Origin of the sequence: Pinirhizobacter sp. (assembly GCF_035317885.1) — a bacterium.
Classification (GTDB): domain Bacteria; phylum Pseudomonadota; class Gammaproteobacteria; order Xanthomonadales; family Rhodanobacteraceae; genus Pinirhizobacter.
Map to the genome: position 1 here is coordinate 1 of NZ_DATHFX010000005.1, position 11,556 is coordinate 11,556.

General features: G+C 65.3%; 15 protein-coding genes and 1 tRNA gene. 9 read left to right on the forward strand and 7 right to left on the reverse strand.

Going from position 1 to position 11,556, the window contains the following annotated elements; genetic code table 11:
* Positions 1–30: 30 nt before the first annotated feature.
* The gene (queD, locus tag VK519_RS00040) at positions 31–402 is read right to left on the reverse strand and encodes a 6-carboxytetrahydropterin synthase QueD (protein ID WP_324346449.1); all 372 of its coding nucleotides are present in this window, start codon (positions 400–402) and stop codon (positions 31–33) included.
* Between the two features lie 229 nt (positions 403–631).
* Between queD and VK519_RS00045 the strand changes: the two genes are divergently transcribed.
* Positions 632–931, forward strand: coding sequence for an addiction module antidote protein (locus VK519_RS00045; RefSeq protein ID WP_250626518.1), 300 nt, complete (start codon positions 632–634; stop codon positions 929–931).
* Between the two features lie 48 nt (positions 932–979).
* Here the strand turns inward: VK519_RS00045 and VK519_RS00050 are convergent.
* Positions 980–1,056: transfer RNA gene (locus VK519_RS00050), tRNA-Met, on the reverse strand.
* 159 nt (positions 1,057–1,215) lie between these two features.
* On the opposite strand from VK519_RS00050, the gene VK519_RS00055 reads away from it, so the two are divergent.
* The 8 genes from VK519_RS00055 to ampE all read left to right on the forward strand — a co-directional run bounded on the left by VK519_RS00055 (position 1,216) and on the right by ampE (position 6,103).
* On the forward strand, positions 1,216–1,725 hold the full coding sequence (locus VK519_RS00055; protein ID WP_324346453.1) for an RNA pyrophosphohydrolase: 510 nt from the start codon (positions 1,216–1,218) through the stop codon (positions 1,723–1,725).
* A 65-nt stretch (positions 1,726–1,790) separates the two neighbouring features.
* Entirely contained in the window at positions 1,791–1,994 is a 204-nt protein-coding gene (locus tag VK519_RS00060) for a (2Fe-2S)-binding protein (protein ID WP_324346455.1), read from the forward strand.
* Between the two features lie 116 nt (positions 1,995–2,110).
* On the forward strand, positions 2,111–2,590 hold the full coding sequence (gene bfr / locus VK519_RS00065) for a bacterioferritin (protein ID WP_324346457.1): 480 nt from the start codon (positions 2,111–2,113) through the stop codon (positions 2,588–2,590).
* A gap of 72 nt (positions 2,591–2,662) precedes the next feature.
* Positions 2,663–3,406: a DUF6776 family protein gene (locus tag VK519_RS00070; protein ID WP_324346459.1), complete on the forward strand. Its 744-nt coding sequence runs from the start codon at positions 2,663–2,665 to the stop codon at positions 3,404–3,406.
* A complete protein-coding gene (locus VK519_RS00075; RefSeq protein ID WP_324346461.1) occupies positions 3,393–3,824 on the forward strand; it encodes a bactofilin family protein in 432 nt (143 codons plus the stop codon). The genes VK519_RS00070 and VK519_RS00075 overlap by 14 nt, the downstream gene beginning before the upstream one ends.
* A 31-nt stretch (positions 3,825–3,855) precedes the next feature.
* A complete protein-coding gene (erpA, locus tag VK519_RS00080; protein WP_324346463.1) occupies positions 3,856–4,218 on the forward strand; it encodes an iron-sulfur cluster insertion protein ErpA in 363 nt (120 codons plus the stop codon).
* A gap of 11 nt (positions 4,219–4,229) precedes the next feature.
* Positions 4,230–5,198, forward strand: a complete 969-nt coding sequence (gene nudC / locus VK519_RS00085; RefSeq protein WP_324346465.1) for an NAD(+) diphosphatase — start codon at positions 4,230–4,232, stop codon at positions 5,196–5,198.
* 38 nt (positions 5,199–5,236) lie between these two features.
* Positions 5,237–6,103 (forward strand): regulatory signaling modulator protein AmpE, encoded by an 867-nt coding sequence (gene ampE, locus VK519_RS00090; protein WP_324346467.1) that lies wholly within the window; start codon positions 5,237–5,239, stop codon positions 6,101–6,103.
* Between the two features lie 12 nt (positions 6,104–6,115).
* Here the strand turns inward: ampE and VK519_RS00095 are convergent, their stop codons facing one another.
* From VK519_RS00095 to VK519_RS00115, 5 genes are all read right to left on the reverse strand, one after another.
* Positions 6,116–7,984: an MFS transporter gene (locus VK519_RS00095; RefSeq protein WP_324346469.1), complete on the reverse strand. Its 1,869-nt coding sequence runs from the start codon at positions 7,982–7,984 to the stop codon at positions 6,116–6,118.
* A gap of 30 nt (positions 7,985–8,014) precedes the next feature.
* Positions 8,015–9,292 (reverse strand): phosphoribosylamine--glycine ligase, encoded by a 1,278-nt coding sequence (gene purD, locus VK519_RS00100; protein ID WP_324346471.1) that lies wholly within the window; start codon positions 9,290–9,292, stop codon positions 8,015–8,017.
* Positions 9,293–9,371: 79 nt separating this feature from the next.
* The gene (locus VK519_RS00105; protein ID WP_324346473.1) at positions 9,372–10,739 is read right to left on the reverse strand and encodes an AMP-binding protein; all 1,368 of its coding nucleotides are present in this window, start codon (positions 10,737–10,739) and stop codon (positions 9,372–9,374) included.
* A 42-nt stretch (positions 10,740–10,781) separates the two neighbouring features.
* Positions 10,782–11,351: an L-threonylcarbamoyladenylate synthase type 1 TsaC gene (tsaC, locus tag VK519_RS00110; protein ID WP_324346475.1), complete on the reverse strand. Its 570-nt coding sequence runs from the start codon at positions 11,349–11,351 to the stop codon at positions 10,782–10,784.
* A 3-nt stretch (positions 11,352–11,354) separates the two neighbouring features.
* The coding region (locus VK519_RS00115; protein WP_324346477.1) for a hypothetical protein at positions 11,355–11,556 on the reverse strand (202 nt) is incomplete at its 5' end.

The following is an 11,556-nucleotide window of genomic DNA, read 5'->3' on the forward strand; positions in this document are numbered from 1 at the left end:
ATCGTTGCTTGTTGTTTGTACGACTATTTCCTAGTGCGACGCAGCATCCGCGGCGCGGTAACTGGCTCCGGAAGTGCAGGTTTCGTGCACCACGACCTGGTCGAGCCCGGGCAGGGCCGGCCGCAGCCGCTGGAAGATCCACCGGGCCAGGTTCTCGCTGGTGGGGTTATCCAGCCCCTCGATGTCGTTGAGGTAGTGATGGTCGAGCTGGTCGTAAAGCGGCGCGAACGCCGATTTGATGTCGGCGAAGTCCATCACCCAGCCGGTGTGGGCGTCCACGGAGCCTTCCACGTGCAGTTCGACTCGGAAGGAATGGCCATGCAGCCGCGAACACTTGTGACCCTCGGGCACGTTCGGCAGGCGGTGGGCGGCTTCGAGGGTGAAGACTTTGAAAATGTGCATCCCGCCATTCTAGTGGAGCGCGAGGTCCCAACGGGTTTCTGACTGCGGCCGAAGCGCAGGCCGACAACGCAATGGGGAATGCACCGATACCGGAACTGCCAACTGTAGTTGACAATTTGTCAACTGTGATTGACAATTCGATGCTCGAGGTATTCAAAAGCCAAACTTACGCGCAATGGATCGGACATCACCAGCGCATACCGTATCGCCGACGACTGGAGGCATTCCAATGGCGCGCAAGAGAGAGTCGTTCTCCCGCTATGACACGGCGGACTACCTCAAGACCGACCGCGACATCGCCGGTTACCTGGCTGCATGCTCGGAGGAAAACGACCCGGCATTGATGGCTGCGGCGCTGGGCGACGTGGCCCGGGCGAAGAACATGAGTCGACTGTCACGGGAGACGGGCCTTACTCGTGAAGGCCTGTACAAGGCGCTGTCGCCTGACGGCAATCCGAGCCTGGCTACGACCATGAAGGTTGCCGCGGCGCTCGGTTTCAAGCTGATGCTAGTTCCAGCATCATCGTGATGGACAACAAAAAACCGCGCCGGGGCGCGGTCTGATGAAAAGGGTAAATGGTGGCTAGAGGCGGGCTCGAACCGCCGACCTCAGCATTATGAGTGCCGCGCTCTAACCAGCTGAGCTACCTAGCCACTTGACCCTTCGAACCCCCGCGAGCTGGACGCGAGGGCCGCGCAGTTTAATTCGTCAGGCCCTTGAGGCACAAGCCTTGCCTTGCCGCGCCTTCGCGCGCTGTGGTTGAATCGACCGCGAGGCAGGCGACATGCCTACCGGGCGGCGAAGGAGGCCCGATGATCGACGCAGATGGTTACCGGCCGAATGTTGGCATCGTCCTGCTCAACCAGGATGGGCGGCTGTTCTGGGCCCGCCGTGTCAACCGCGACGGCTGGCAGTTCCCGCAGGGCGGGATGCGGAGCGATGAAACACCGCTGGAAGCGATGTACCGGGAACTGGAGGAGGAAACGGGCCTGGCCGCGCACCATGTGGAAGTGCTGGGCGCCACCCGCGGCTGGCTGCGCTACAAACTGCCCAACCGCTTCGTTCGCCACCACCAGCGCCCGACCTGCATCGGCCAGAAGCAGGTGTGGTTCCTGCTGCGTCTCACCGGGGGCGAAGACGCACTTTGCCTGAACGCCTGCGAGAAACCCGAGTTCGACCAGTGGCGCTGGGTGGATTTCTGGTATCCGGCGGCCAACGTGGTGAACTTCAAGCGGGAGGTCTACGAACGGGCCCTGCGCCAGTTCGCGCCGCTGGTGGAAACCGCCTGTTGCGTCGAAATCGGCAACCTGCCCCGTCCCTGAACACCGACCCGGCCGGCCGCGCGAGTAGTTGACAATCGTTCGCATTCGCGTTCAAATGCCGTCCCATGTACATCTGCCTGTGCAATGCCGTCACCACCCACGACATCCGCCGTGAAGTCGCCGACGGCGTGCGTGGCTTCGTTGATCTGCAGGCCCGTACCGGCTGCTCGGATTGCTGCGGCACTTGCGAGTCGGAAGCCCGCACGGTGCTGGCCCGCGCCATCGACGAACACGCCACCGCCCTGCCCGCCTTCGTCCAGGTCGCTTAGGCCTTCCGCGCGCAAGCGCGAACCATCCCCATTTGCGTTTCTTCAAGGCATTTTTGCCTTGGGTATAGTGGCCGCTGTCCACGCATCCGCGCACGCAGCTACCCAGGGAGACGGCCATGAAAGGCGACGCAACGGTCATCGAGTTCCTCAACAAGGTGCTCTACAACGAGCTGACCGCGATCAACCAGTATTTCTTGCATTACCGCATGTTCAAGGACTGGGGCTACAAGGAACTGGCCGAGCATGAGTACAAGGAATCGATCGAGGAAATGAAGCATGCCGACAAGGTGATCGAGCGCATCCTTTTCCTTGACGGACTGCCCAACCTGCAGCGCCTGGGCAAGCTTCGCATCGGCGAGAACGCCATTGAATGCCTGCGCGGCGACCTCGAACTGGAATATGAGGCCCTGAAAGACCTCCGCGAGGGCATTGCCCACAGCGAAGGCATCCATGATTACGTCAGCCGCGACCTCTTCAAGGACATCCTTGCCGAGGAAGAAGACCACATCGACTGGCTGGAAACCCAGTTCAGCCTGATGACCGACATCGGCAACGAGCGCTACCTGCTGAGCAAGGTCGGCGAACTCTCCAGCTGAAGCTGCGTCACGTTTCCTTGACGCTCCGCGCGAAAGCCGGGTATACCTCGGCTTTTGCGGTAATCCCCTGCCATGGCCTCCAGCCCCACACCGCGCTTCGTGGTGCAGCCGGTCGACGCTCGAGCCGAGCGCCGCCGCCGGGTAGTCATGGCCGCGGGGTTGGCCGGCTGCCTTGTGGCTGGCCTGGTGATCGGCTGGCTGGCCGGGCATGCCGGGGCCGTCCCGGGGGCCGTCGGCGACCATGGCGCGGCAAGGCAGCTGGCAGCCGACAACGAGGTGCTCCGGCAGCAGGTGGCCAACCTCACGCGCGACAACCAGGTGGGGGCGGTGGCGGCGAACGAGCTCAAGCACACCCTCGCCGAGCGCGAAGAACAGCTCAACGGCCTGCGCAACGATCTTGGTTTCTATTCGCGGCTGGTCGGGGGCGGCGACCAGCGGCAAGAACTTACCGTGCAGGATGTCCGCGTATCGCCCATCGCCGGCAGCCACGCCTGGAACCTCACTGTCACGCTTACCCAGAATGCGCGCCGCGGCGCGGACACCAAGGGCCGCATCACCCTCGCGGTGGAAGGCCTGCGCGGTGACAAACTTGCCATGCTCGATGCCAAGGACCTTGGAGGGGCTGTCCAGGCGGGAGGCCTGGATTTCTCCTTCCGTTATTTCCAGCAGTTGCACACCACCCTGGCCCTACCCGCCGACTTCCGCCCGACGCGCCTGCGCATCGGCGTGGATGCCGACGGCAGCGACGCGGCAACCCGCACCGTCGCCTGGGCCGACGCCAGCCAGAATTCGGGGGATAACCATGTTCAACAATAGCAAGCCCGCCAAGGGCGCAGCGCCCTCACAGCGCGCGCCGGAAACCAGCCTCATCGCCAGCGGCACCGCCATCACCGGCAATGTCCGCTTCAGCGGGGCATTGCACCTGGACGGCAGCATCGACGGCTCGGTGCAGGCAGAGCCCGACAGCCAGGCCGTCTTCACCTTGAGCGAGCACGGTCGCGTGACCGGTGAGATCCACGTGCCGCATGCGGTGATCAACGGGGTGGTCAAGGGCGACATCCATGCCGGGGAAAGGCTGGAACTGGCCCCCCAGGCCCGCGTGGAGGGCAATGTCCACTACAGCGTGCTTGAGATGGCCGCCGGCGCCCAGGTCAATGGCAAGATGACCCACGCCGGGGTCGCCGGCACGCAACGCCAGCTGGCCGCGCCCGAGGAAGAACCCCAGGAGGCTTGACCTGCACGGTTTCGCCGCCATCATGGACGGTATGGAAGATCTCGCCCCCGACTACCGCGCCGCCCAGGCTCCCCTCGTGTTCACCGAGGCAGCCGCGAAGAAAGTGCATGAGCTGATCATCGAGGAAGGCAACCCCGGCCTGAAGCTGCGCGTGTACATCAGCGGCGGCGGCTGCTCGGGCTTCCAGTATGGTTTTACCTTCGACGAGGAAAAGTCCGAGGACGACCTCTCGATCGACCGCGATGGCGTCACCCTGGTGGTCGATCCGCTGTCCCTGCAATACCTTGCCGGCGCCGAAATCGACTACGCCGAATCGTTCAGCGGTTCGCAGTTCGTCATCCGCAATCCGAACGCCCGCACCACCTGCGGCTGCGGTTCCTCGTTCTCGACCTGAGCCCGGCATCGATGCAGGCAGCGGCGCGGGGGCGCGAGGGGCAGGCCAACACATTCGCCGGGATGATCCTGGACCGCGTGTCCGAACACCGCGACGACCCGGCATGGGTAGCGGCAAGGCTTGCCGAACCCGGCACCCGCTTCATCGTGGTCGGTCCGTCGGGCGAAACGCTGAAAGTAGCCAACGGCGACGCGCTATGGTGGCTGGACGACATCACGCGGCAGCAGCACCTGGCGCAGTTGACGCCGACATTGCTGGGTGTGGCCGATGACCGCGCCTATTTCATGCTGGTGGCCGACGCCGAGCTCATGAAGGCGCTCGCCGATGGCGCTGCAGCCACGTCGGTGGACCTGCGCCGTGCCGGCCTCAGCTTCAATCCCTTCGACGCTGGACTCTTCGCCTACGCCAAGGGTTTGGCCCATTGGCAGAACGAGACCCGTCATTGCGCCTATTGCGGCGCGCCGGGGGTGCTGGTGGCTTCGGGCCACCGCGTGCGCTGCACCAGCGAGAGCTGCGGCCGCCTGCATTTCCCCCGCACCGATGCCGCGATCATCGTGATCGTGGAGCACGAGGGCGCATGCCTGCTCGGACGCCAGCGCACCTGGCCACCGGGACGGTTCTCCACCCTGGCCGGCTTCATCGAGCCGGGCGAATCACTCGAAGATGCCGTACGCCGCGAAGTGGCCGAAGAGGCCGGCGTGGAAGTGCTCGATGTGCACTATCACTCTTCGCAGCCCTGGCCGATGCCGGCATCGCTGATGGTCGGCTTCACCGCCTTCGCGCGTTCGCGCGACATCCGCTATCGCGACCAGGAACTGGAAGAAGCTCGCTGGTTCACGCCGGAGGACATCCGCCAGGGCATTGCCGACGGCAGCCTGCTGGTGTCGCCTTCGGTCTCGGTGTCCTATCGCCTGCTCGAACACTGGCTGGCCGACCGCGGCTACGACCTCGGCGCGATGGTCGCGGCCGTCACGCGCTGACTGGCACAATGGGCCAACGCTAAGGTAAACGACACGCCATGGCCTTACGCCTCTTCGCCATCCTGATCGCCCTGTTGCTCTGCCACCTGCTGCCGCAACTGGCGCGGTGGCGTGACGAACGCTGGTTCCGTGCCTGGGCCGAAAGGCTTTCCGACAGTTCCGGCGCCAGCCGCGTGGTGATCGTGCTGCTGGTGCCTACCCTGGCCATTGGCATCCTGGCCGGCCTCCTGGCCACCACAGGCTGGCTGGACATCCTTTGGCTGCTGCTGGCGGTAGCCGCCTTGTGCTTCGCGCTCGGCCCCGGCGACCTGGACCGCGATATCGACGCCGCGCTGCATGCGACGGACCCAGGCGAACGCGATGCGGCCATCCAACGGCTCTCGACCGACGGCGAACCCGTCGCCTGGACGGCTGGGCCCGTGGTGGAAGCGACCTTCTTCGCCGCCCTGCGCCGCCGTTTCGGTGTCCTTTTCTGGTTCGTGCTGCTGGGGCCGGCGGGCGCGGTGCTTTACCGGCTGGCACAGGCGCTCAGCTTCGACGGCCACATCGACATCGATGCGCGCACGCGTGCCGCCGCACGCCGCTTTGCCGAGGCCCTCGACTGGTTGCCAGCCCACCTGATGGTATTCGCCATGGCATTGGTGTCGGACTTCGACGCCGTGATCGGCGCCTGGCGCCGTTGGCATGCGTCGGCCGAACACGCGCGTGGCCAACTCGATCCTTCGTTCCTGGGTGCCGTGGCACATGCCGGCGTAGACGCTGACATCCAGGCAGGCGACGGTGATGTCCAGGATGTCAGCGATCCGCTTGAAGAATTGCGCGACGCCAAGCGCGTGACGCATCGCGTGCTGGCCGTGTGGCTGGCGTTGATCGCCGTCCTGGTGCTGGCCGGCTGGGCGGCTTGACGATCAATCTCCTTAGGCAAGCTCGCCGCGAAGCGAGCTGACGCTTTCCCGCAGCGATGACGCGTCCGCATGCGCCGTCGGCGGCGCTCCGACGAGTTCGATGCGCGACATGAAGCGCCGCGGCAAGCGCATGCGCTTCATCGCCGAATCGCGCCGGCTGAAGAAGCTGCCCCACATGCCCCGCAGTGCCAACGGCACCACGGGCACCGGCCGGCGCGCCAGGATGGTTTCCACACCAGGCCGGAACTGCGCAATGGCGCCGTCCCGCGTGATCGCGCCCTCCGGGAAAATGCACACCACTTCGCCATCGGCCAGGGCCCGGTCCACGGCGTCGAACGCCTTGTTCATCAGGTCGAGGTTTTCGTTGCGGCCGGCAATGGGAATGGCCCCGGCTGTGCGAAAGATGAAACTCAAGCCCGGGATGTTGAATATCTTGTAGTACATGACGAAACGCACCGGGCGGCGCACTCCGGCCATGATCACCAGTGGATCGAGGAAGCTCACATGGTTGCATACCAGCAGCACCGGGCCTTCCTCGGGAATGTTCTCAAGCCCCGTCGCTTTCACCCGGTACATCGCATGCACCAGCACCCAGGTCATGAAGCGCATGACGAACTCGGGAACCAGGGTGAAAATATAAATCGCGACGAACGCATTCAACACCGCGGTGACCAGGAATATCTGCGGCACCGAAAGCCCGAGCATGCCAAGGCCCAGGCCAAGGCCCGAGGCCACGCAGATGAAGATGGCATTGATGATGTTGGTGCCGGCGATCACGCGCGAAAGCCGGTCGCGGGGGGTGCGCGACTGCACGAAGGCAAACAGCGGCACCACGAAGAAGCCGGCGAACACGCCGATCATCGTAAGGTCCAGCGCCACGTGCCAGCTGCCTGCGGTTTGCAGGAAGCCATGCCAGTCCAGGCCCGCGATCGGCGACTTTCCCGGCCGCGAGAAATACAGGTCGATGCCGAACGCGGTGAGCCCGAAAGCGCCCATCGGCACCAGCCCCACTTCCACGCGCTTGCCGGAAAGCTTCTCGCACAACAGCGAACCGATGCCCGTGCCCAGCGAGAACAAGGTGAGCACCAGCGTGTTCACCGAACCGTCGCCGCCCAGGTTCACCCGTGTGTACACCGGCAGCTGGGCGATCATCACGGTGCCGAAGAACCAGAACCAGGAAATGCCAAGGATGGCGTTGAATACAGCCTTGTCGGCCCGCGCGATACGCAGCACGCGGCCAGTCTCGGTGAAGGTGTTGAAATTCACCTTCAAGTCCGGCGCGGCCGCCGGCGCCAGCGGAATCCAGCGGCTGGCCAGGTAGCCGGCCACGGCCACGCCGATGGTGGCCGCCGAAGCGGCCGTCGGCCCGACGCCCGCGATCAGCATCAGGGCGTTGCCGACGATCATGCCGATCAGCATGGCCATCTGCGTACCCATTTCCACCAGGCCATTGCCACCCACGAGTTCCGTCGGCTTCAACGCCTGGGGCAGGATCGAATACTTGATCGGCCCGAACATGGTCGAGTGCATGCCCATCAGGAACAGCACCACCAGCAGCAGGATCACGTGGTGGGTATGGAAGCCGATCGCCGCCACCACCATGGCGAAGATCTCGAAGAGCTTCACGTAGCGGATGATCCGCGACTTCTCGTACTTCTCGGCGATCTGCCCCGCGGTGGCGGAGAACAGGAAAAAAGGCAGGATGAACAGCGCCGGCGCCAGGTTGGTGTACAGCGCCGCGGTGTCGTTGCCCAGCGACATCTGGAACACCACCAACATGACCAGCGCATTACGGAAGGCGTTGTCGTTGAAGGCACCCAGCGCCTGCGTCCAGAAAAACGGCGCGAAGCGGCGGCTGCGCAACAGGCTGAACTGGCTCATGCGTAGTCCGGTAGCGTTCCCCAGGGGAGCTTACTTCAAAGCACGGTGCGCGATGTCGTGGCGGAACTGTCGTCCGTCGAAGGCGATGCCGGCGATGGCGCCATAAGCCAGGTCGCGAGCGTGGGCGAGGGTGTCGCCCAGCGCGCAGACGGTCAATACGCGTCCGCCGGCGGTGATCACACGGCCCTGTGCATCGATTCCGGTACCTGCGTGGAACACTTTCACGTCCGGCCCAAACGGCGCGTCATGGCCCGTGATCGCGTCACCCGAATGCACCTTGCCGGGGTATCCGCCAGCGGCCAGCACGACGCCGATCGAAGGGCGGTCATCCCACTCGGCCACGGTCTGGGCCAGATGGCCATCGAGCGCAGCCTCGACGAGGTCAACGAGGTCTGACTTCAACCGCAACATGATCGGCTGCGTTTCCGGGTCGCCGAAGCGCACGTTGAACTCGATCACCTTCGGCGCGCCCTGCACATCGATCATCAGGCCTGCGTAGAGGAACCCGACAAAGGTTGCGCCATCGGCCGCCATGCCACGCAGGGTAGGCTCGATAACCTCTCGCATCACGCGCTCCTGTACGGCAGCGGTGACCACCGGCGCGGGCGAGTACGCGCCCATGCCACCGGTGTTGGGGCCTTTGTCGCCATCGTCGCGGCGCTTGTGGTCCTGGCTGCTGGCCATCGGCAAAGCGTGAGTGCCATCGCTCATGACGATGAAGCTGGCCTCCTCCCCTTCAAGGAACTCCTCGATAACCACACTCGATGACGCATCGCCAAAGACTTTCTCACCCAGCATGTCATGCAGGGCCGCTTCGGCCTCGGCAAGCGTCATCGCCACCACCACACCCTTGCCCGCCGCCAGGCCGTCGGCCTTGATCACGATGGGCGCGCCTTTCTCGCGCACGTAGGCAAGGGCCGGCTCCAGATCGGTATGCACGGCGTAGTGCGCGGTGGGGATGCCGTTCCGTTCGAGGAAGGCCTTGGCAAAGGCCTTGGAACCTTCAAGCTGCGCCGCCTTCGCCGAGGGGCCAAAGCAGCGGAGCCCGGCTGCGCCAAACGCATCGACCAGGCCGGCCACCAGCGGCACTTCGGGGCCGACGATGGTAAGCCCCACATGCTCGGCGCGGGCCAGGGCCAACAGACCCTCGATGTCGTTCACCGCGACGGCCGCATTGCGCAGGTGTTTTTCCCGCGCCGTGCCGGCATTGCCCGGCGCGACAATCACTTCCTCGACCCGTGGCGACTGGGCAAGCTTCCAGGCCAGCGCATGCTCCCGACCGCCGCTACCGATGACGAGGACTTTCATGCACTGCTCCTGAGGACGTACCAACGCAAAGGGAAGCATTGTAGCCGACAGGCGCGTCAAGGCCGCCGATCCCAGGCAACTACCCGTGCCGGTGAACCATGTCCAGCAACACCGCACGAGGCAGCTTTCCGGTCTCGTTGCGCGGCAACGCATCAACCAGCCGCAACGGCCGAGGCAGGAAGACCGGGTCCATGGACTTGCGCAGTTCATCAAGGATGGCGTGTTCGTCCATGCCCGGCGCCACGGCCAGGGCGGCGATGCGCCGAACGCCCATGTGGTCGGCATCGTCAAGCTGGAACACCACGCCGTCGCTCACGCCGTCGACGGCCAGCAGGCGCCGGGTGAGGTCGGCCAGCGAGGCGCGCTTGCCGGCGATTTCCAGCATGTCGGCGTTTCGGCCGCACAGGCGGAAGCGGCGCCCGCCGTCGTGGAGCGTGACAAGATCGGCCAGTGCGATCGGCGCGTCCAGCTGCGGCGCATCCACCAGCGTGCCATCAGGCTGCGGGTGCAGGACCACATCGGCATAGAGTTTCCAGTCTTCATCCTGCGACGTGCGCCGGCTGGCGAACACGCACGTTTCGGTAGACCCGAAGACCTCGTGGAGCGGCGCACCGAAGCGTGCCTCGGCGGCGCGGGCGAGATCCAGCGACATCGGCGCCGTGGCGGAAACCATTGCCGATATATCGGGCAGACCGACGTCGGCCTCAACCAGTGCGCGAAGATGCACGGGCGTGGTCACCAGTACGCGTGGGCCGGGCACGCTTTCAAGCGCGGCAGCCACGTCACCTGCGAAGAACGGACGACCGGCATGCACGGCAACGTTACCCAGGAGCGGCATCACCACCGACATCTCCATGCCGTACATGTGCTGCGGCGGCACGGTAGCAACAATGGTGAAGGGCGTGCCTACGCCAGCCTCGAGCAGCGCATGGTTGCCCGCATTGCTGCATGCAAAGGAGCCCCAGGTCTTGGGATTGGCCTTGGGCGTGCCGGTGGATCCGGACGTGTAACCGATGGCCACCAGTTGGTCGGCGGGAATCGCAGGCCACGCCTCGACCAGCGGGATGTCCGGATCGAAAACAGGCATCTGCACGTAGCCGCGCGGCGACGGATCGAGCGAAGTGTCACCGATCGCGTAACAGCCTGCGTGCGTGGCCATCACTTCATCGATGGCGCGCGGTGCGCGCGAGGGGGGCAGCAGATTGACCTGGCCGCGCGCAGCCAACGCGCAGAAGGCCACCAGGAAGGCGTAGCGGTCCTCGCAGAGGTTCACCGCGCTGTCGGCCTCCGGCAGCAGCGTGGCGACCATTGCCACGTGCGCAACGAAGGTTGCCGCCGAAATCGCCTTGCCGCCCAGCCAGGCGAGCACGCGGTTCGGATCGTCGGCGACAACGAGGGGCAGGCGGCGCGGCGCGGCGCCGCTGGCAAGGTCAATCACGCTCGACAAGCGATTATCTCCAGTGCGCAGCCGCCACCGCGGCGGTGTCGATCATGGACGGATGATAGCGCCCGTTAGTGCGTCGCGGATTGGCGTGGGACGGTCAAGGCCGCCCAGGGGGGCGTCCAGGATGCCGTCGAGGCCGGTACCGAAGGCTTGCTCCAGTTCGCTGACGCTCCGTGCCGGCGGCTGGCCATGGACATTGGCGCTGGTGGACACCAGCGCGCCGCCGAAGGCGCGGCACAGTGCCGCCGCCGGTTCGTGCGCGGTGACGCGCAAGGCGATGCCGGCATGGGCGCCCGCGATCCAGGTGGGCGCCGCTGCCGCCCGGGGGAAAACCCAGGTGCAAGGCCCCGGCCACGTGGCCCAGGCCTCATCGAGCACGGGCAGTGGTACGGCTTCAAGATCGATGTAGGGTTCGACCTGGGCAAAATCCGAAGCAATCAACAACACGCCCATGCCCGCAGGCCGGTGCTTGAGTTCAAAAATGCGGGCGAGGGCGGCCTCGTTGCGCGGATCGCAGCCAAGGCCGAACACAGCCTCGGTGGGATAGGCCAGCACCCCGCCCTCGCGGAGCTGCTGACCGGCCCGGTCGACGGCGGCGAGGTCGAAGCGCCGCACTTCTCAAGCCTCGGCGGGGGCGGCCTTCTTCACCGCGGCCTTCTTGGTTGCCGCCTTCCTGGTGGCGGTACCCGTGGTTGTCTTCACGGCCTTTTTGGTGGCCTTCTTGGTGGCTTTCTTCGCCGTCTTGCTGGCCGCTTTCTTCACCGCCGCTTTCTTCGCCGGTGCGTCGCCACTGGGCGCGGCCTTCGTCGTAGCGGCCTTC